This window comes from Piezobacter thermophilus (assembly GCF_055386745.1).
Genome location: NZ_AP042382.1, coordinates 78,251 through 98,257, shown reverse-complemented (window position 1 = coordinate 98,257; position 20,007 = coordinate 78,251). Strand labels below are relative to the sequence as shown.

At 69.0% G+C, this 20,007-nt stretch carries 13 protein-coding genes; 7 read left to right on the top strand and 6 right to left on the bottom strand.

Features of this window, described 5'->3' with window-relative positions; genetic code table 11:
* The first annotated feature begins 13 nt into the window (after positions 1–13).
* Positions 14–1,141, top strand: a complete 1,128-nt coding sequence (locus ACZ5CM_RS16555) for a THUMP domain-containing class I SAM-dependent RNA methyltransferase (protein ID WP_464642761.1) — start codon at positions 14–16, stop codon at positions 1,139–1,141.
* Positions 1,142–1,156: 15 nt separating this feature from the next.
* On the opposite strand, the gene ilvD is transcribed toward ACZ5CM_RS16555, so the two are convergent.
* The 4 genes from ilvD to ACZ5CM_RS16535 all read right to left on the bottom strand — a co-directional run bounded on the left by ilvD (position 1,157) and on the right by ACZ5CM_RS16535 (position 8,323).
* Entirely contained in the window at positions 1,157–2,998 is a 1,842-nt protein-coding gene (gene ilvD, locus ACZ5CM_RS16550; protein WP_464642759.1) for a dihydroxy-acid dehydratase, read from the bottom strand.
* Between the two features lie 166 nt (positions 2,999–3,164).
* On the bottom strand, positions 3,165–3,674 hold the full coding sequence (locus ACZ5CM_RS16545; RefSeq protein WP_464642758.1) for a phosphatase PAP2 family protein: 510 nt from the start codon (positions 3,672–3,674) through the stop codon (positions 3,165–3,167).
* A 178-nt stretch (positions 3,675–3,852) separates the two neighbouring features.
* Entirely contained in the window at positions 3,853–6,468 is a 2,616-nt protein-coding gene (gene mprF / locus ACZ5CM_RS16540) for a bifunctional lysylphosphatidylglycerol flippase/synthetase MprF (RefSeq protein WP_464642756.1), read from the bottom strand.
* Between the two features lie 163 nt (positions 6,469–6,631).
* Positions 6,632–8,323, bottom strand: a complete 1,692-nt coding sequence (locus ACZ5CM_RS16535) for a sulfatase-like hydrolase/transferase (protein ID WP_464643012.1) — start codon at positions 8,321–8,323, stop codon at positions 6,632–6,634.
* A gap of 183 nt (positions 8,324–8,506) precedes the next feature.
* Here ACZ5CM_RS16535 and ACZ5CM_RS16530 point away from each other — a divergent pair, with 183 nt between their 5' ends.
* A complete protein-coding gene (locus tag ACZ5CM_RS16530) occupies positions 8,507–9,850 on the top strand; it encodes an APC family permease (protein WP_464643010.1) in 1,344 nt (447 codons plus the stop codon).
* 278 nt (positions 9,851–10,128) lie between these two features.
* Here the strand turns inward: ACZ5CM_RS16530 and ACZ5CM_RS16525 are convergent, their stop codons facing one another.
* The gene (locus ACZ5CM_RS16525) at positions 10,129–11,265 is read right to left on the bottom strand and encodes a S1C family serine protease (protein WP_464643008.1); all 1,137 of its coding nucleotides are present in this window, start codon (positions 11,263–11,265) and stop codon (positions 10,129–10,131) included.
* A 174-nt stretch (positions 11,266–11,439) separates the two neighbouring features.
* Between ACZ5CM_RS16525 and ACZ5CM_RS16520 the strand changes: the two genes are divergently transcribed.
* From ACZ5CM_RS16520 to ACZ5CM_RS16505, 4 genes are all read left to right on the top strand, one after another.
* Complete coding sequence (locus tag ACZ5CM_RS16520) at positions 11,440–12,111, top strand: winged helix-turn-helix domain-containing protein (RefSeq protein ID WP_464643006.1); 672 nt, start codon at positions 11,440–11,442, stop codon at positions 12,109–12,111.
* Positions 12,112–12,117: 6 nt separating this feature from the next.
* A complete protein-coding gene (locus ACZ5CM_RS16515) occupies positions 12,118–13,482 on the top strand; it encodes a HAMP domain-containing sensor histidine kinase (protein ID WP_464643004.1) in 1,365 nt (454 codons plus the stop codon).
* 99 nt (positions 13,483–13,581) lie between these two features.
* Positions 13,582–15,774 (top strand): thiamine pyrophosphate-dependent enzyme, encoded by a 2,193-nt coding sequence (locus tag ACZ5CM_RS16510; protein ID WP_464643002.1) that lies wholly within the window; start codon positions 13,582–13,584, stop codon positions 15,772–15,774.
* Complete coding sequence (locus ACZ5CM_RS16505; RefSeq protein ID WP_464643000.1) at positions 15,771–16,814, top strand: ACP S-malonyltransferase; 1,044 nt, start codon at positions 15,771–15,773, stop codon at positions 16,812–16,814. The genes ACZ5CM_RS16510 and ACZ5CM_RS16505 overlap by 4 nt, the downstream gene beginning before the upstream one ends.
* Before the next feature lie 20 nt (positions 16,815–16,834).
* Here ACZ5CM_RS16505 and ACZ5CM_RS16500 read toward each other — a convergent pair whose 3' ends face one another.
* Positions 16,835–18,955 carry a protein-disulfide reductase DsbD family protein gene (locus tag ACZ5CM_RS16500; RefSeq protein WP_464642999.1) on the bottom strand — a complete coding sequence of 707 codons (2,121 nt, stop codon included), beginning with the start codon at positions 18,953–18,955 and terminating at the stop codon, positions 16,835–16,837.
* Between the two features lie 542 nt (positions 18,956–19,497).
* Between ACZ5CM_RS16500 and ACZ5CM_RS16495 the strand changes: the two genes are divergently transcribed.
* On the top strand, positions 19,498–19,950 hold the full coding sequence (locus tag ACZ5CM_RS16495) for a c-type cytochrome (RefSeq protein ID WP_464642997.1): 453 nt from the start codon (positions 19,498–19,500) through the stop codon (positions 19,948–19,950).
* Positions 19,951–20,007: the final 57 nt, after the last annotated feature.

The window sequence follows — 20,007 nt, the reverse complement described above, 5'->3', positions numbered from 1 at the left end:
GGAAGGGGGGATCATGGCGGGTGATGGCGGGACGCTGGAGATTTTTGCGGTAGCGCCTCCGGGGCTGGAGGAGGTTCTGGCCGAGGAGGTGCGTGAGGCCGGGTTTGCCGGCGTTCGTGCCGTGGCCGGCGGTGTCGTGTTCCGGGGTGGCCGGCCGGAGGTGTGGCGTGCCAATCTGGTTCTGCGCGGCGCGAGTCGGGTTCTGGTACGGATCGGGTCGTTCCGGGCCTTTCATCTTGCGCAGCTGGACAAGCGGGCGCGCCGGTTTCCCTGGGGCGCGGTGCTGCGCCCGGACGTGGCGGTTCGGGTCGAGGTGAGCTGTCGGCGCTCGCGCATCTATCATGCCGGTGCGGCGCGGGAGCGAATCGAGCGGGCCATTGCCGAAAAGCTGGGCGCGCCGGTTTCAGCCGATGCGCAGGTGCGGCTCAAGGTGCGGATCGAGGATGATCTGGTGGTCGTGAGCGTGGACAGCTCGGGCGAGAGCCTGCACCGGCGCGGATACAAGGTGGCGGTGGGCAAGGCGCCCCTGCGCGAGACGCTGGCGGCGCTGTTTCTGCGGCGCTGCGGCTGGTGCGGAGAGGAGCCGGTTCTCGATCCCATGTGCGGATCGGGCACCTTCGTGATCGAGGCGGCGGAGATGGCGGCGGGGCTGGCGCCGGGGCGTGCGCGCGGTTTTGCCTTCGAACATCTGGCCGGCTTCGATGCCGGGGCCTGGGAGGAGATACGGCAGGGCGGGGTCGGGGGTGTGCCGCCAGCCGCGCCTGTGCGGTTCTACGGCCATGACCGCGATGACGGTGCCGTGCGCGCGGCTGCCGCCAATGCCGCCCGTGCGGGGGTGGCGGAGCTGTGCGATTTCCGCCGTCAGGCGATCTCTGATCTGGTGGCGCCGGAGGGGCCGCCGGGGCTGGTCATGGTCAACCCGCCCTATGGCGCGCGCCTAGGCAACCGCAAGCTTCTGTTCGCGCTTTACGCCACGCTGGGGGCGCGGCTGCGCGAGGGGTTCCCGGGCTGGCGGGTCGGGCTGGTGAGCTCCGATACCGGGCTGGCGCGGGCCACCGGCCTGCCCTTTGTCGAGCAGGGCCCGCCGGTGCCGCATGGCGGGCTGAAGGTGCGGCTGTTCCGCACCGGGCCGCTGGGGTGAACGGCCCGGGCGGCCTCAGCGCCCTTCGGGCAGGATCCGCACGCCGCCCTTGTCGGCCGAGGAGGCCAGCAGCGCATAGGCCTTCAGCGCCGTGGACACCGCCCGCGGGCGCGGCGCGGCCGGCCCCCAGGGCAGCGGCCCCCTGGCGGAGCGGCGGGCCTGCAGCGTTTCTTCGTCCACGGCCAGGTGGATGCGGCGGGCGGGGATGTCGATTTCGATCATGTCGCCGGTCTCAACCAGCCCGATCAGGCCGCCTTCGGCCGCCTCGGGGCTGACATGGCCGATGGACAGCCCCGAGGTCGCCCCCGAGAAGCGCCCGTCGGTGACCAGTGCGCATTCCTTTCCCAGCCCCTTCGATTTCAGATAGGAGGTGGGGTAGAGCATCTCCTGCATGCCCGGCCCGCCCTGGGGGCCTTCGTAGCGGATCACCACCACATCGCCGGATTTGACCTTGCCGGTGAGGATGCCGTTCACGGCGTCGTCCTGACTTTCGAACACGATTGCGGGGCCCGAGAATTTCAGGATCGATTCGTCCACCCCAGCGGTCTTCACGATGCAGCCGCGCTCGGCGATATTGCCGTAGAGCACCGCCAGCCCGCCATCGGCCGAGAACGGGTGTGCGGCCGAACGGATCACGCCGGTTTCGCGGTCGCGGTCCAGCTCCGCATAGCGGTTGGACTGGCTGAAGGCCTCAAGCGAGCGCACTCCGCCCGGCGCGGCGCGGTAGAAGCGTTCGACCTCGGGGTCGTTGGTCTGCATCACGTCCCATTTCGCCAGCGCCTGCGCCAGCGTGTCCGAATGCACCGTGCGCGCGTCGCCGTGGAGCAACCCGGCGCGCTGCATCTCGCCCAGGATGCCCATGATGCCGCCGGCGCGGTGCACGTCTTCCATGTGCACGTCCGGCTTGGAGGGGGCCACCTTGCACAGCACCGGCACCTTGCGGCTGAGCCGGTCGATGTCGGCCAGCGTGAAATCCACCTCGCCCTCATGGGCAATGGCCAGCAGGTGCAACACCGTGTTGGTGGACCCGCCCATGGCGATGTCGAGGCTCATGGCATTCTCGAAGGCCTCGCGGGTGGCGATCTCGCGCGGCAGGAAGCCGGGCTCGTCCCCTTCGTAGTGGCGTTTGGTGATCTCGACGATGCGGCGCCCGGCTTCGAGGAACATCCCCTTCCGGTCGGCATGGGTGGCCAGCATCGAGCCATTGCCCGGCAGCGCCAGCCCCAGCGCCTCGGCCAGGCAGTTCATCGAATTGGCGGTGAACATGCCCGAGCACGACCCGCAGGTGGGGCAGGCGTTCTCCTCGAACTGGCGCACCTCGTCGTCGGTATAGCTGTCATCGGCGGCGGCGATCATCGCATCCACCAGATCGACCGCGCGATCCAGGTCGCCCACGGTGACCTTGCCGGCCTCCATCGGCCCGCCCGAGATGAAGATGGTCGGGATGTTCAGCCGCATCGCCGCCATCATCATGCCCGGCGTGATCTTGTCGCAGTTGGAGATGCACACCATCGCATCGGCGCAATGGGCGTTGACCATGTATTCCACCGAATCGGCGATGATCTCGCGCGAGGGCAGGGAATAGAGCATCCCGTCATGGCCCATGGCGATGCCGTCATCGACGGCGATGGTGTTGAACTCCTTGGCGACGCCGCCGGCGGCCTCGATCTTGCGCGCCACCATCTGGCCGAGATCCTTCAGATGCACATGGCCCGGCACGAACTGGGTGAAGGAGTTGACCACCGCGATGATCGGCTTGCCGAAATCGGCGTCGGTCATGCCGGTGGCGCGCCACAGCCCGCGGGCTCCGGCCATGTTGCGGCCATGGGTGGATCGTCTGGATCGGTAGTGCGGCATGGTCTGGGCTCCTCGTCTGTGCGCCGGTGCGGGCCGGCCCTTGCCAGCGGTTTCCACCGTCAGCGGGCGGATTTCAAGGGCCGGACGCAAGATTCCTTCGTTTGATGGCGTTCTCCGGCAAGGTCATGACGGGATCGGATGGCCCGCGCGGCACCCGGCAGAGCGGTCAGAAGTCGCGCCGCCAGCCGATGCCCAGCCGGTTGCCGTCCCAGCTTACATCGACCCTGTCGAACATGACCCCCAGAAGCGCCCCGGCCGCCACCTGCGTCAGGTCGTGCTTGTCGCTCTGGATTCGCGAGGCTCCGACCAGCGCCGCCAGCCCATAGGCCACCGTCCTCTGACCCGGCGTGGTCAGACAGAGGCGTGACAGGTAGCTTGCGCCGTAGAACGCCGCCCCCGTGTGACCCGAGGGGAACCCCTTCGACTCTCCGTTCGGGCGGCGGTTGATCGACCTGTTTCCCAGCCCGTGCTTGAGCGCCTGCGTGGTCACGATCTGGCCCGCCAGCCGCCCGGCGAAGGGGGCCAGATCGTCCTGCCGGACCGAACAGACCGCGGCCGCGCCGGGAATGACCACCTGCAGCACATCACCCACCTTCTGGAAGGTGGAGCCCGCCGTGACCGCCGATCCCGCGCCCAGCATCGCCGCGATTGCCGCGGCTGACAGACTTTTCCTCATTGCCTGTTTCACCTGCTCGTTTCCTTTCGTTACCGGAGTTTGTTCTTTTCGAACTGCGCGCAGTCTAGAGCATGTCGCTCAAAAGTGGGAACCGGTTTTGAGCTTCCCGGACATGCGAAAACAAGGGGCTGGAGCATGTCGTGTGAATGTGAATGAACGCAACATGATCCAGGCACAATCACCGGCGCCGAAAAGATGTCCGCGCCGGTGATGCATCCGCGGCGATCAGCATCGCCACGTCACGCAGCGCCACCAGCGGCAGAACCCCCGGCGGCACCGCGATGTGACGCGCCCGCCATTCGGGCCGGAATGTCTGCTTGAAGGCGCGCAGGCTTTCGAAATCGGGGAAAGCGCCTCCGTGGCGGAACAGCACCGCGCCGAAACGGTTCCACAGCCGCGTGCCGCGGCGGGCCTCGAAACCCGCCAGCGGCGCAAGTCCGAGGCTGAACTCCTGCGCGCCCCGCTGGCGAAAGTGCAGGATCGCCTCGGTGAACAGGAATGCCATGACGTGCTGCGCATCCTGCCCGGGCAGATGGCGCAGCAGGTCGATCGCGACCCGCCGCCCTTGCCCCGCCGTCAGCAGGTTGGCAAAGGCCACCACCCGACCCTGGCGCCGAATGACCGCGACGGGGAAGCGACTCAGATATCCCGGGTCGAACCGCCCGACCGAAAATCCCGCCTCGCGCCCGGCTCCGCCGCCCGGCCCCTCATCCGCGACCGCCTTCAGCTCGGCAAACAGGGCGGGATCGTGGGGCGGGTCGAGGATCTCGGCGCGCAACCCGTCCTGTCGCGCGTGCGCGTGCATGTGGCGCAGGGGTTCGAGCCCGGTGCCGTAAAGCGAGAAACCGGGCAGGCGCACAACCGCCTCGTCGCCGATCTTGTGCACCGAAAACCCCATTTCGACCCACAGCGACAGGTAACGGTCAGAGATCTGGTGCAGGATCGGCCGCGCCGAATTGCCATAGGCCTCTTCCAGGAAGGCCCAGGACAGGGACGCCACCGAACGGTCTGGGCCGACCGGGTCGCCAAGGGCAATCCAGCGGTTGCCCCGCGTCGCGTACATCACGAACGCATCCTCGCCGTCGCTGAAAAACAGCGCCTTGTCCCCGCTCAGGGCGAGGTTGGCACCGGGATCGTCCTGGCGGGCGATGATGTCGGTGGCCCGACCCAGGGCATCGGCGGTGGGGGCGCGGCTGTGGGCCCGCGCGGGCTGGGTTGCGATCCAGACGGTCGCCGCCAGCAGCAACGCCGATGCCGCCAGCCCCGCCCGCAACGCCCGCGGCGTGTTCGCGGCGCTGGAAAACTCGACCCAGCTGCCGATGGAATAGGGCGTTACCTCGTGCATGAAGAAGAAGAACGTGGTCGCCCCAGCCACCAGCCCGGCCACGAGGATCACCCAGCCGGGGCTGAACACCCCGCGTGTCAGCCGCGCCGAGCGGTGGAATTCGCGCCGGAACGGGGCCAGCACCAGCGCCGCTCCGAACAGCAGCAGCGCGCTTTCCACGTCGCGTCCATTGAGCAGCGCCGCCACCGCGCCGATGACCAGCGCCACCTGGGTCAGCCAGAATGCCCCCGACACCCGCCGCGCCAACCCCTGCGAGAGGATCAGCAGCAGCACGCCCAGCACTGCGGACAGGATCGCCCCGCCCTCCAGGAGGATGGCGGCCAGCAGGTCGTCGGGGGCGATTTCGTCGGGCCTCACCGACGGCATCAGCGAAGCCAGCAGCAGGTAGCTTCCCAGCCCGAAGGCGGTCAGCCCGGCCAGCGCCGGCGCCGCCGAGATGGCCGAGCGCAGCACCGGCCGCAGCGGCTCGGGCACGTCGCCCAGCAGCCGGGTGATCGCGCCGCCGGCAAGGCGGGCCTCGTTCATGGCCACGAAGGCCAGCGCCAGCCCGAAGGGCACGAAATAATAGATCACCCGGTAAAGCAGCAGCGCGGCCGCCACATGCTCCAGCGGCACATCCGCGGGCATCGCCGCCAGCACGGCGGTTTCGAACACGCCCACCCCGCCGGGCACATGGCTGAGCACGCCGATCATCACCGCCGCCGAGAACAGCGCCAGGAAGGGCACGAAGCCCGGCGCGCCCGGCGGCAGCAGCAGGTAGAGCGTCAGCGCCGCCATGGCGGTGTCGGCCAGGGTGAAGCCGAGCTGCCCGAACAGGATGCCGGGGCTGGGCGCGGACAGCTCGAAGCCGCGGATGCGCAGGGTCTTGCCGGTGACCGAAAGCCAGGCGAGCCCCCCCACCAGCGCCCCCATTCCGGCCAGCGACCACAGCCGCGTCGCCATGGCCGACAGCGGCAGGATCGAGGCCAGCGCGTCGGGCTGCAGCGCCAGCGCGCCCAGCCCGACCACGGTGATGCCGAAACCGAAGGCCAGCGCCACGAAGGTCGAGACGGTGGCCACTTCGAACGCATTGAGCCCGAAGGCCGAGTAGATGCGATAGCGCACCGCCCCCCCGGACAGGATCGCCACCCCCACCGTGTTGCCGAAGCTGTAGCCCAGAAACCCGCCGACGGCGACGATGCGCAGCGGGATCTTCCGTCCCAGGTAGCGCAGCGCCGACCAGTCGTAACCGATCAGCGCCACATAGGCGAGGAAGGTCGCCGCTCCGGCTCCGGCAAGCGTGGCCCAGGGGGTCGCGTGGACCTGCGCGAAAATGTCCTCGGCCCGCACCGGCCTGAGCATCCGGTAAAGCGCCACGACGCCCAGCACGAACAGCCCCAGGCCCAGAAGGACCGGTACCGCATGCCGCCACCGGCCCGCCCTGCCCTGTTCCGGTGCCTCGTCCGTCATTGCTTCGGCTCCTCCGGTCGCGCGCTGCTGGTGAAACCCTCCGCCGTCCGGTTGCGGGCCGTCCGGCGAATCTGCCCCGGCATCCGGGTCGTCGCGCCGGCACTTGATTGCAGATATCGGACAATTCCGAAAGATGCGTCCGTTCCGCGCAGGTAACGGTGGATCACTCGCCGGTAAGGCGCGCGCCTGCCCGGCCGCGATATTTCGCGGTCAGTTCGTCGGGCACCTCGGAGCCGTCGTAGAGAAACGGAAGTATACCGCGCCGGACCGACCGGCCCCGCATTGCCCGGATGTCGTCTTCCGAGCGCGTCACCCGCTGCGAGACCCGCCGCCCCCAGCGCGCGAGGCAGTCGTAGAGGCGCTCGATCTCGGCCCGGTGCGCAGTGCGCCGCGCCGCTCCCTTGGCGAGATCGTGGAATTCCTCCGGGTCCTCGGCCAGATCGAACAGCATCGGCCGGGTGCCGGCCTCGTCATGGATCAGCTTGAAGCGCCCGTCGAAAACCATGAACAGCCGCGCATCGCGCGGCGCCACCCCCAGTTTCGCCGCCTGCGCGGTCGCCCCGTAATCATATTCGCTGATGACGAATTCGCGCCAGTCCCCGGGTCGCTCGCCGCGCAGCCAGGGCAGCAGCGAGCGCCCCTCGATGATATGATCGGGCACCTTGCCGCCGGCCAGCTCGACGAAGGTCGCGGCAAGGTCGATGGCCTCGACCAGCGCATCGCAGGTAGAGCCGCGGGTGGCGTCGGCCTGCTGGCGCGGGTCGTACACGATCAGCGGGATCTTGACCGAGGGTTCGTGGAAGAGCTCCTTCTCTCCCAGCCAGTGGTCGCCCAGATAGTCGCCGTGATCCGAGGTCAGCACGATCACGGTATTCTCCATCCGCCCGGTTGCCTCCAGGTGGTCGAGCAGTACGCCCAGCTGATCGTCGCACTGCTTGATGAGGCCCATATAGGCCGGGATCACCTTCTGCCGGACCTCCTCGCGCTGGAAGGCGCGGGCGATGGCGCCGTCCATGTAGGCGCCGTAAACCGGGTGGGGGTCCTCGCGCTCGACCGCGTGGCGCACGGCCTGGGGAACATGGTTGGGGCCGAACATGGCGTGATAGGGGGCGGGCACGATATAGGGCCAGTGCGGCTTGATGTAGCTCAGATGCGCACACCAGCGCCCCTCGGCCTGGTCGAGGAAGTCGATTGCCCGGCGGGTCAGCCAGGGGGTTTCGCTGTCCTCTTCGCGGATGTTGGCGGGGCGGTCAGCATTGGCCAGCATCCAGCCCGAGGCGATGTTGCCCTCCTCGTCGATGCCGGCATTGGCGAAATCGGCCCAGGGGTTGTCCGAGGGATAGCCCCTGGCCTTGAGGTATTCGTTGTAGGGCGAGCGTTTCTCGTCATAGAAGCCGTCCGGTCCCTCGGCCCACAGGCCGTCGTCGCGCAGCCAGGCGTCGAAGCCGCATTCGGCCTGGCGGGCGCCGATCACGCTGTCCGGGGACAGGCCCAGCCGGGCCATGCCCTCGGCATCGGCGACCATGTGGGTCTTGCCGATCAGCCAGCAGTCCATGCCCAGCGGGCGCAGGTGGTCGCCCAGCGTCATCTCGCCCACCCGCAGGGGAAAGCCGTTCCACTGCGCGCCGTGGCTGGAGGTGTAACGCCCGGTATAGAAGCTCATCCGCGAGGCGCCGCAGATGGGCGACTGCACATAGGCATTGGTAAAGCGCACGCCGCGGGCGGCCAGCCGGTCGAAATTGGGGGTGTGCAGATGCGGGTGACCGGCGCAGGACAGGTAGTCGTGGCGCAGCTGGTCATACATGATGAACAGGATGTTCGGCCCCTGCCCGTCCCCGCCCGTTCCCGTCGTCATGCCGCGCCTCCCCGCCGTTTTCCCGAATCCGCAACCGGCAGCAGGCTTGGCGAAATTCCGGCGGCTGACAAGGTCTTTCCGACGCGCTCCCACGCGCCCCTGCCGGCTGCGGGCCTCGATTGCGGTTGATCCGCGCCGGGCCCGGCCCCATTGTGCCCCCGTACGATCCGAAGGAGGCGAGACATGCACAGATCGGGTGACGAGGTATCCTTCTGGTCGGCCGTCGCCATGGGCATCGGCGCGATGGTGGGGGCGGGCATCTTTGCGCTTCTGGGCGAAGCCGGCGCCATCGCCGGCAGCGCGGTGTGGCTGTCCTTCGTCATCGGCGGGACCATCGCCATGCTCAGCGGCTATTCCTTCGGCCGGCTCGGCGCGCGCTATCCTTCCGCCGGAGGGCTGGTGGAATATCTCGTGCAGGCCTTCGGCGTGGGCCGCTTTTCCGGCGCCATGAGCGTGATGATGTATATCGGCGCGCTGGTGGCGGTGTCGCTGGTGGCACGCACCTTCGGCACCTATGCCCACGCGCTGCTGCCGCCCGGCGCACCCGGCTGGCTGGTGCAGGTTTTCGCGGCGGCGGTGGTGCTCGTCTTCATGTTCATCAACCTCGACGGCGCGCGTTCGATGACCCGGGCCGAAAACCTCGTGGTGCTGATCAAGATGACGGTGTTGGTGGGGTTCGCGCTGGTCGGACTGGCCTGGATCGCGCCCGAGCGGCTTTCGCCTGCCACCTACCCTCCGTTTTCGGCGATCCTCTACAGCGTTGCCATCACCTTCTTCGCCTATGAGGGTTTTCGCGTCATCACCAACGCCGCCGAGGACATGGCCGACCCCGCCCGCACCCTGCCGCGGGCGATGGCGACGGCGATCATGCTGGTGATGGCAGTCTATGTGGGGGTGGCGTTGGCGGTCTTCGGCAATCTCACCCCGCAGGAGGCCGTCGCGGCGAAGGATTTCGCCCTGGCCGAGGCCGCCCGGCCCGCCTTTGGCCGGTTCGGGTTCTCGATCGTTGCCATCGCGGCATTGTTCTCGACCGCCTCGGCCATCAATGCCAGTCTCTACGCCGTGACCAATGTCACCTACCGCCTGGCACTGCTGGGCGAACTGCCCGCCGTCTTCTCGCGCCCCATCGGCCACAGCCGGCAGGGGCTGGTCATCAGTTCGGCGGCCATCATCGTGCTGGCCATCTTCTTCGACCTCGGCTCGATCGCCGTGATCGGCGCCCTGTCGATGCTGCTGATTCACATGACCGTGCATGTCGGCCACCTGCGGCTGATCCGGGAAACCGGCGCCTCGCGGGGGCTGGTGGCGCTGGCGGTCGTGGCCAATGGCGCCGCGGTGGGGCTGAGCGCATGGCACATGAGCAGTCGCTCGCCCATGCTGCTGGTCTGGATCGCCGGGTTCTTCCTGCTGGCCCTTGCCGTCGAGATCGTCCTGCACCGCGCGACCGGACGCAGCGTCGGCCCTCGTGTGGATGGGGCGCCCGGCGCCGCCTTGGGGAAGGGCGGGGACGACCAGGGGGAAGTCTGAGACGACGGCTCTCCGCCCTGGATGCCCGGAGTGGGGGCCAGCCCCCACACCCCCGGAGTATTTTCGGCAAGAGGAAGAGAGAAAGAGAGAGAGCGCAGGGCGCGATCCGGGGAAGGCCGTCTGAAACGATTGCGGCAGTTCCGGCCGCCTCTTGCCGGGAACTGCCGCAATGCCACGACGCCGTCAGTGTCCGGCGCGGTGCGCGCCGTTCGTGAGTGGTGGTCCGGGCCGGCCCCCGCCAGAGCTCGGGGGGAAGGGACAGTCGGCCCGGAGCGGGGTCAGGCGTCGTGACCGTCCCGGTTGTCAAGCCGGACATCGAGCGTCATCCGCTCGCCCCGGCGCAGGATCTCGATCTTCTGCCGGCTGCCGGGGGCCGACGCGGCCACGGCGCGGGTCAGGTCGCGCAGCTCGCTGATCTCGGTGTCGCCGAATTTCAGCACCACGTCACCGGGCTTCAGTCCGGCCTTTTTCGCCGGGCTGTCGGGCATCACGCTGTCGATGACCGCGCCGGTGCCCTTCTCGAAACCCAGCACCGCGGCGACCTCTTCCGACATGGGCCGGATCTGGACTCCCAGCCAGCCACGGTCGATCCTGCCGTCATCCTCGAGATCGGCCACCACCTTCTTCACCATGTCCGACGGCACGGCGAAGCCGATCCCGACCGAACCGCCGTCGGGCGAGAGGATGGCGGTGTTGACGCCGATCACCTTGCCCTCGGTGTTGAACAGCGGCCCGCCCGAGTTGCCGCGGTTGATGGCGGCATCGGTCTGGATGTAGTTGTCATAGGGACCGGACCGGATGTCGCGACCCTTGGCCGAGACGATGCCGGCAGTGACCGTTCCGCCCAGCCCGAAGGGGTTGCCCATGGCGATCACCTCGTCGCCCACGCGCATCTCGGAGGACGAGCCGAACTCCACCACCGGCAGGGGGCGGTCGCTGTCCACCTTCAGCAGCGCGATGTCGGTCAGGGGATCGGTGCCGACGATCGTGGCGTCAAGCCGGGTGCCGTCGGACAGCTTCACCGTCACCGACTGGGCGTCCTTCACCACGTGGTTGTTGGTCACGATCAGCCCGTCCTCGGAGATGATGAAGCCCGAACCGACCCCCTGCCGGACCTGTGCGCCGGGCATGCCCGGCCCGCCCGGCATTCCCGGAAACGGAAAGCCGAAGCGGCGCTGGAATTCGCGCATGAACTCTTCGTTCGGCATCTTCATGTCCGAGCGCGCCGGCGTGACGCTTTCGGTCACTTCCACATAGACCACCGCCGGCGCCAGCTTTTCCACCAGATCGGCATAGCCGCCCGGCAGGACCGCATATGCCGGCGCCGGAGCAAGCGCGACAAGGCTGGTTGACATCATGGCAGCGGCCAGCGCCAGCGCGGCGGCCCGTCTGCCTTTTGCGGAAATCCGGGACATCGTTCCCTCCGTTTCGAATTCTTCGACGCAACCCATATCGCCCCCCAGCCTGTCAGCCCGATTACGGAGAGGTTAAATCTTTGTAATCTTTGCCGTGGTGGTTGAGCGCGCGGCCGGATGCGGGCATGTTCTGCAGGTCGCAAGGCGGCTGCGGGCAAGGCCGGAGGCATGCGCATGAAGATACTCGTCGTCGAGGATGACGCCACAACGGGCAGCTATGTCGCCGAGGGCCTGCGCGAGGAAGGCCACGTGGTCGATCTGGTGGACAATGGCCGCGACGGGCTGATCCGCGCCACCGAGGGCGGTCATGACGTGCTGGTGATCGACCGGATGGTGCCCGGGCTGGACGGCATGTCGCTGGTCAAGGCGCTCCGGGCGGCGGGGGTGATGACGCCGGTGCTGTTCCTGACCGCGATGGGCGGGGTGGACGACCGGATCGAGGGGCTCAATGCCGGCGGCGACGACTACCTGGTGAAGCCCTTCGCCTTCGGGGAGCTGTCGGCACGGATCAACGCGCTTGGCCGCCGCCCCCAGATCAGCCAGGAAGAGACCGTGCTGCGCGCCGGCGACCTGGAGATGGACCTGGTGCGGCGCCGGGTCACCCGGGCGGGAAAGGCCATCGACCTGCTGCCACGGGAATTCGCGCTGCTCGAACATCTGCTGCGGCGCAAGGGCCGGGTGCAAACCCGGACGATGCTGCTGGAGGCGGTGTGGGACATCAGCTTCGACCCCCAGACCAATGTGGTCGAGACCCATATCAGCCGCCTGCGGGCCAAGGTGGACAAACCCTTCGGGAAGGACCTTATCAAGACCGTGCGCGGCGCCGGCTACAAGATCGAAGGCTAGGGGCGGATGGCGGCGCGACGGATCTGGAGCTCGACCCCGGTGCGGTTGTCACTGGCGCTGGTGGCGCTATTCGCGCTGGTCAGCTTTGCCAGCCTGACGATCACCTATTACGTCATCCGCACGCCACTTGAACAAAGCCTGCGCGATACGCTCAACCAGGAAATGGCGGGCTTTCGCGTCGTGCCCTCGGCTTCGGCGCTGGCCAGCCTGGTGCGCTCGCAGTCGCAGGTCACGCAGCCCGAGCGGCGGATCATCAGCTATCGGCTGCCCAATGGCGTGGTGGTCGGCAACGCCGCACTGATCGCCAACCGCGAGGGCTATCGCGCCATTTCCCTGTCGCCGGAAACCGCCAATATCGAGGGCGAATATTTCACCCTGACCGAGGTGTTGCATGGCGGGCTGCTGACCATCGCCGTGAACGCCGAGCCGGTGGCCGCGCTGCGCCGCATCTTTACCCGTGTGTTCCTGTTCAGCCTGGTGCCGACGACGCTGATCGCGCTTGGCGGCGCGCTGGTGCTGGCGCGGCGCTCGCAGCGGCGCATCGACCGGCTGGAGGCGGCGCTCAACCGCCTGGCCCGGGGCGAGTTCGCCGCCCGCGTCGGTCCCATCGGCGGCCCCGAGGACGATCTCAGCCGGATCGGCGAACAGATCGACTCCATGGCCGACGAGCTGGAGCGGAAAGTGGCCGCGCTGCGGCAGGTGTCCTCGGACATCGCCCATGACCTGAAGACCCCGATCCAGCGGCTGACCGTGCTGCTGGAGCGGCTGGCTGCCGCGCCGGAGCTGCCCGATGCGGCCGCCCGGCTTGCCGATCAGGCCCGCGCCGAGGCCGAGGCCATGGTGCGCACCTTTCAGGCGCTCTTGCAGATCGCGCAGATCGAGGGCGGCTCGCCCCGGGCGCGCTTTGCCCGGCTGGACCTGTCGGCGCTGGCCCGCACCTTCTGCGAGGTCTATGAACCTGCGGCCGAGGAATCCGGCCACCGGCTGGTCTGTGCGCCGGCCGACGGCCCGTTGCCGGTTCTGGGCGACAAGGTGCTGATCGGCCAGCTTTTCGCCAATCTGATCGAAAACGCCCTGCGCCACACCCCGCCCGGCACCGAGGTACGGGTGCGAACGGGAGGGGATGGGGAAGGGGCGTGGCTGGAGGTGGCCGACACCGGCCCCGGCATCCCGGCCGGGGAACGCGAGGCGGTATTCCGCCGCCTCTATCGGCTCGAAAGCAGCCGCACCACGCCGGGCAGCGGGCTGGGGCTCAGCCTGGTGCGGGCGATTGCCGATCTGCACGACGCCCGGATCGAACTGGGCGACAACGCGCCCGGATTGCGGGTGGCGATCCGCTTCCCCCCTGTCCGCGACCGGAACGCCACCTGACCCGGCCGCCCTCGGGCGGCGCGAAACCCCCTTCCACCCGCCGCTGGCGATGCTATTGAAGGGCCGCACCCCCTGCCGTGCCACCGGGAAGGAGCGAAGATGGACCGCGCCGAGATCGTTCACGAGAACTTCCTGCGCCGGGTCGCGACGCGCGACCTGCCCCCCGGCCGCCCCCCGACCCCCGGCCTTGCCGGCCACGAGGCGGTGGCGCTGTTCCGCGCGCAATGCCTTTCCCGGGCGCTCGACCGGACCAGCCGGGCAATGCAGAAGGCGGGGACGGGCTATTACACCATCGGCTCCAGCGGGCACGAAGGAATGGCCGCCCTCGCCCATGCGCTGCGCCCCGACGACATCGCCTTTCTGCATTACCGCGACGCCGCCTTCCAGATCGCCCGCGCGGGACAGGTGCCGGGGCAGAACATCGCCTGGGACATGTTACTGTCCTTTGCCTGCTCGTCCGAGGACCCGATCAGCGGCGGCCGGCACAAGGTGCTGGGCTCGCGCGCGCTGATGATCCCGCCGCAGACCTCGACCATCGCCAGCCACCTGCCCAAGGCGGTCGGTGCCGCCTATGCCATCGGCCTTGCCCGCCGCCACCCGCCCGAGCACCGCCTGCTGGCGCCGGACGGGATCGCCATGTGCAGCTTCGGCGATGCCTCGCTGAACCACGCGACCGCGCAGGGGGCGCTCAACACCGCCGGCTGGACCGCGTTCCAGTCGGTGCCGCTGCCGATCCTGTTCGTCTGCGAGGACAACGGCATCGGCATTTCCGTGCGCACGCCCCCGGGCTGGGTCGAGGCCTCGGTGAAGAACCGCCCCGGCATCCGCTATTTCAGCGCCGACGGGCTGGACATTTATGACACGCATGCGGTGGCGCGCGAGGCCGCCGACTGGGTGCGCCGCCGGCGCAAGCCCGCCTTTCTGCATCTGCGCGTGGTGCGCCTTTACGGCCATGCCGGGGCGGATGTGCCCACGGCCTATCTCTCCCGCGCCGAGGTCGAGGCCGACGAGGCAAACGACCCGCTTCTGCACAGCGTGCGGATGCTGCACGAGGCCGGCGCGCTCGACCCCGACGACGCGCTGGCGATCTATCTTGAGACCTGCGCCCGCACCGAGCGCGTGGCCAGGCAGGCCGTCACCCGCCCCCATCTGCGCACCGCCCGGGAGGTCATGGCCAGCCTCATCCCTCCGAAGCGGCCCTGCCGCCCCTCCAACGGCCCCGACCCGCAGGCGCTTGCCGCCTGCCTCGGCGCCGAGCTGAAGGCCCAGGCCGATCCCCAGCCCATGGCGCGGCACATCAACTGGGCGCTGACCGAGCTGATGCTGGAGCATGACGAGATCATCTGCATGGGCGAGGATGTGGGCCGCAAGGGCGGGGTCTATGGCGTCACCCGCAACCTGCAGGCCCGTTTCGGCCCCGACCGGGTGATCGACACGCTGCTGGACGAACAGTCGATCCTCGGGCTGGCCATCGGCATGGCCCATGACGGCTTCATCCCCGTCCCCGAGATCCAGTTCCTCGCCTATCTGCACAACGCTGAGGACCAGATCCGGGGCGAGGCCGCCACGCTGCCGTTCTTCTCCAACGGCCAGTTCACCAACCCGATGGTGGTGCGCATCGCCGGGCTGGGCTATCAACGCGGCTTTGGCGGGCATTTCCATAATGACAACTCGATTGCCGTGCTGCGGGACATTCCGGGGATCGTCATCGCCTGCCCCTCGACCGGGGCGGATGCGGCGCGGATGCTGCGCGAATGCGTGCGCCTTGCGCGCGAGGAGCAGCGCGTCTGCGTGTTCCTCGAACCCATCGCCCTCTATCCCATGCGCGATCTCTACGCGGCGGGAGACAATGGCTGGATGACCCGCTACCCCCCGCCGGGCGCGCGCATCGCCATGGGCGAGGTGGGCGTGCATGGCGAGGGGCGCGATCTGGCCATCGTCACCTATGGCAACGGGCACCACCTCTCGCGCCAAGCGCAGAAGCTGCTGGCCGAGCGCCACGGGTTGAAGGCCCGCGTGATCGACCTGCGCTGGCTGGCGCCGCTGCCGGAAGAGGCCCTGCTGGAGGCCACGCGCGATTGCGCGGCGGTGCTGGTCGTGGACGAATGTCGCCGCACCGGCAGCCTGTCCGAGGCACTGATGACGCTGCTTGCCGAACGCGGCGGCCCGCCGGCGGCGCGGGTCGCGGCCGAGGACTGCTTCATTGCCACCGGCCCGGCCTATGCCGCGCCTCTGCCCTCGCGCGAGGGCATCCTAGCCGCTGCGCTGGAGCTTGCGGGGGGGCGGAAATGACCCGGACGGCGGTGCTGATCTGCCCCGGTCGGGGCAGCTACAACCGGGCTGAGCTGGGCTGGCTGGCCCGCTACCATGCCGACAAGGCGCCGCTGCTGGCCGCCTTCGACGCCATCCGCGCCCGAGAGGGGGCCGAGGGGGTGACGGCACTCGATGCCGCCGCCCGCTTCGACGGGCGGAAATTCCTGCGCGGGGATGTGGCCTCGCCGCTGATCTTCGCCTGTTCGCTGCTCGATGCGTTCTCGTTGGCCCCCGATATCGAACTCGTCGCCGTCACCGGCAACTCCATGGGCTGGTATACGGCGCTGGCGGCGGGCGGGGCGCTTGCCCCCGAGGACGGGTTCCGCCTGGCCGACACCATGGGCCGGCTGATGCACGCGCGCGGCACCGGCGGGCAGCTGATCTACCCCTTCATGGACGAGGACTGGCGCGACGATCCCGCCCGCCGGGCCGAACTGCTGGCGCTGGTCGAGGACATCGCCTCCCGCAAGGGGCACGCGCTGGCGCTGTCGATCGAGCTGGGCGGGATGCTGGTACTGGCCGGGAACGCGGCCGGGCTGGCCGCCTTCGAGGCCGCCGTTCCCCCCCTCCAGGGGCGGTTTCCCATGCGCCTGCCGGGGCACGCCGCCTTTCACAGCCCGCTGATGGCGCCGGTGGCCGAAGAGGGGCGCCGCCGGCTGGAGGCCGGGATGTTCGGCCAGCCGCGCCTGCCGCTGATCGACGGGCGCGGGGCGATCTGGTGGCCCCACGCCACCGACACCCGGGCGCTGCGGGACTACACACTGGGCCATCAGGTGACGGCTCTTTACGATTTCACCCGCGCGGTGCAGGTGGCGGCGCGCGAATTCGCCCCCGACCTGTTCATCCTCACCGGACCCGGAGACAGCCTGGGCGGGGCGGTGGCGCAGGCGCTGATTCGCGCGCGCTGGCGCGGGCTTTCCGACCGCGACGGCTTTCGCCGGATGCAGGAAGGGCCGGCGCCGCTCCTCGTCGCCATGGGGCGCGAGGACCAGCGCCGTCAGGTTGCCGGCCCCGGCTGACGCGGGGCCGGCCCGCCCGGTCAGTTCTCGGCCAGGTCCATGGCTGCCCCGGCCTTCTCCATCGCATCCAGAACCGCCTGCGTGGTCAGAACTTCGGGCAGGGCGATACCTTCCGGCGCGGCCGGGCCATAGACGATGTCGAAGGGGATGCCGTAGCGGCCATTGTCTTCGAGAAAGCGGCGGATGTTCTCGTCCGGGCGCGTCCAGTCGGCCTGCATCGGCAGCACCCGCCCCGAAATGAGGATGTCGGCCACCGGGCTGCGGTCGATGACCAGCGCCTTGTTGGCCTTGCAGGTCAGGCACCAGTCGGCGGTCACGTCCACGAACACCACCTCGCCCTGCGACACCAGCCGCGCGATCTGCGCCCGGTCGAAGGCGACCCAGGGGATGACCTGCTCTTCGCCCACATCGGCGCGCGCCGCCGGTTCGATCAGTACCGGCACGGCAAGGGCGGCAGCACCCAGCGCGGCAAAGCCGCCGGTGCGCAGCAGCGCCGGCGCGCGCGCCGGGAACCGGATGAGAAGGATGGCCACCGCGATGAAGATGGTGGCGGCGATGGCGACCTGCTGGCCGGCGACGCCCGCCAGAACCCAGATCAGCCACACGGCCGTCAGCGCCAGCAGCGCCCCCAGCGCCCATTTCACCACCACCATCCAGCGGCCCGGCCTGGGCAGCTTCGTGACCCATCCCGGCCGCGCCGCGACCAGCAGATAGGGCAGTGCAAGGCCGATCCCCATGGCGGTGAAGATCACCACGATGTCCAGCGGCCGCCCGGCAAGGGCAAAGGTGACCGCGGTGCCGAGGAAGGGCGCCGAGCACGGCGTGGCGAGAACCGCCGCGAAGGCGCCGGTCAGGAAATCGCCCACCAGCCCTCCGCGCGCGCCGGCGCGGGCCAGCCCGGCGTTCCACGACTGCGGCAGAGCGATTTCGAACAGCCCGAACATGTTGGCGGCAAACAGCAGCAGGATGGCCAGCATCACGATCAGGAAGAACGGGTTCTGGAACTGCACGCCCCAGCCCACCGACAGCCCCGCCGCGCGCAACGCGATCAGGATCCCGGCCAGCAGCCACATGAAGGCCAGCACCCCGGCCGCCGAGGCCAGGAACCCCTCGCGCACCCGCCCCGCGCCCTGCCCGTGCAGTTTCAGGGCCGAGGAAAACTTGATCGACAGCACCGGCAGCACGCAGGGCATCACGTTCAGGATCAGCCCGCCCAGAAGCGCCACCAGCGCGATCAGCGCCAGCTCGGAAACGGTGGCGCCGGCAACCTGCGATTCATAGGGGGGCTCGGCCGGTGCGTCGGCATATTCGGGCGTGAACTCGGCGGCACGCAGACCGTCGGTCACCGTCACCTCCAGCGGCGGCGGTGTCTCGGCGGTGGACAGGATCGGCACCTCGGCCCACATCACCCGCCCGCCGTCCCCCAGGCGGATGTCGGCCGGGCCGAACGAGGTATCGGGCCCCATGTCGGGGAAAACATCCGGTTCCGAAAACGGCGTTTCGCTGCGCACCTCGATCACAAGGCGGGTCATCTCCGGGTCGTGCCAGACCGAGGAAACCGAGATCCCCGTGACACTGCCGTCATCGGGGATCTGCGCGGCATAGGTGCCGATCAGCGCCGCCGAGTCGGTATCGGTCGAGGCACCGCTGCCAAGACTCAGGGTCAGTTCGAAATTCTGCGGCACGCAGACCTCGGAACAGACCAGAAGCGACACGTTGGCACGGAAATCCACCGGCTGGCCCGGCTCCTTCAGCGTGACCTGAAGCGGGAAGACGACCTCTTTCTTGTAGCCGTAGTTCTCGATCCCGAAGGCGCGGAAACGCGTGGGCGCCGGCCACAGAAAGCGCACATCGGCGATGTTGGTCGATCCTTCCCAGTCGATCTCGGGCGGGATGCCGACTTCGCCGGGGGATTTCCAGTAGGTCTTCCATCCCTCGGCCAGCTTCAGGTGAAGCCCGGCCGATACGGTCCCCGCGCCGGGGGGCACGCCGTTCTCGACGGTGATCAGCCGCGCGGTGACCGGGGTGGACACGAATTCCTCGGACTGGGCGGCGTGGCTCACGGCCGGCGCGAAGGCGGCCAGAACCAGCAGCAGGGTGCCGAAAAGCTTCAGGGCGATCTGACGGATGGAGCGTTGCATCAGGCCTCAGTCCCTCTCGTGAATCGGAGCCGGCCCCTTCTGGCACCTTCCGCCGATGGAAGGTCAAGCAGACAAATCGGCCGGCCGCCGTTCCCCGCCCATGGGCGGATCTGGCGGCATTTTCGCTGGTCCAAGGCGCGCATTGGCCGTGTTCCTTCGCTCGTTTCCCCGGTGATCGGGGGCCGCGGTGCCGCCACGACAGATAGGTATTATCGCGTCCCCGGTAAAGGACGCCAAAGGCCGCATCCCGGTGATGTCATCCGCCCGGTTCTGCCGGCGCGGGCCGGACTCCATTTGCCGCGGGCCGGGGTGGCGCGTCAATGATCCTCCGATCACGTCCCGGTGAAGTTTCACCGCTTGACCTTCCAACACTGGAAGGTCCCAATAGAAGGCTGCTATGATTTTCGGGCAACATGCGGAACAGACATGACCGGAAGAAATGCGGGCCTTTCCCGCCACGCCATGCCGGTCACGGCCCCGAACCCTGAACGTCACGCCCTTCGGACCTCGAAGGCGGCAACCGGAGAAACATTGGGAAGAACATGGACAAACTGACCTTGCTCGTCGGCAGCGTCGTCGTCGCCGGCGTTGCTGCATTGTGGTACAATGCGAACCAGCCCTCGGGGGGCGGCATGGACATGACACCGCCGGACACCTCGGGCATCCCCGAGGGCGACCCGATCGCCCAGGTCAAGCTGCCGGCCGAGCTGAGCCCGAAGGCGAAGATCGGCAAGGCCGCGTTCGAGGCCAAGTGCGCCCGATGCCACGGCCAGAACGCCGCCGGCCGGGCCGGGTTCGCGCCGCCGCTGGTGCACCAGACCTACCGGCCCGGCCATCATGGCGAAGCGGCCTTCCTGAGCGCGGCGATGAACGGCGTCCAGTCGCATCACTGGAACTTCGGCAACATGCCTCCCATCGAGGGGCTGACCGCGGCGGATGTGAAGGCCATCGTCGCCTATATCCGCGAACTGCAACGCGAGAACGGCATTTTCTGAACCGGGACCCGCGCCGGATTGCCGGTGCGGCCCGCGCCCCATGAACGGCTGCCCCGG

Coding starts and splice junctions, on each gene's coding strand:
- ACZ5CM_RS16500 (WP_464642999.1), bottom strand. CDS start 18,955: ATGCAACGCTCCATCCGTCAGATCGCCCTGAAGCTTTTCGGCACCCTG.
- ACZ5CM_RS16505 (WP_464643000.1), top strand. CDS start 15,771: ATGACCCGGACGGCGGTGCTGATCTGCCCCGGTCGGGGCAGCTACAAC.
- ACZ5CM_RS16545 (WP_464642758.1), bottom strand. CDS start 3,674: ATGAGGAAAAGTCTGTCAGCCGCGGCAATCGCGGCGATGCTGGGCGCG.
- mprF (WP_464642756.1), bottom strand. CDS start 6,468: ATGACGGACGAGGCACCGGAACAGGGCAGGGCGGGCCGGTGGCGGCAT.
- ACZ5CM_RS16510 (WP_464643002.1), top strand. CDS start 13,582: ATGGACCGCGCCGAGATCGTTCACGAGAACTTCCTGCGCCGGGTCGCG.
- ACZ5CM_RS16520 (WP_464643006.1), top strand. CDS start 11,440: ATGAAGATACTCGTCGTCGAGGATGACGCCACAACGGGCAGCTATGTC.
- ACZ5CM_RS16495 (WP_464642997.1), top strand. CDS start 19,498: ATGGACAAACTGACCTTGCTCGTCGGCAGCGTCGTCGTCGCCGGCGTT.
- ACZ5CM_RS16535 (WP_464643012.1), bottom strand. CDS start 8,323: ATGACGACGGGAACGGGCGGGGACGGGCAGGGGCCGAACATCCTGTTC.
- ACZ5CM_RS16515 (WP_464643004.1), top strand. CDS start 12,118: ATGGCGGCGCGACGGATCTGGAGCTCGACCCCGGTGCGGTTGTCACTG.
- ACZ5CM_RS16525 (WP_464643008.1), bottom strand. CDS start 11,265: ATGTCCCGGATTTCCGCAAAAGGCAGACGGGCCGCCGCGCTGGCGCTG.
- ilvD (WP_464642759.1), bottom strand. CDS start 2,998: ATGCCGCACTACCGATCCAGACGATCCACCCATGGCCGCAACATGGCC.
- ACZ5CM_RS16530 (WP_464643010.1), top strand. CDS start 8,507: ATGCACAGATCGGGTGACGAGGTATCCTTCTGGTCGGCCGTCGCCATG.
- ACZ5CM_RS16555 (WP_464642761.1), top strand. CDS start 14: ATGGCGGGTGATGGCGGGACGCTGGAGATTTTTGCGGTAGCGCCTCCG.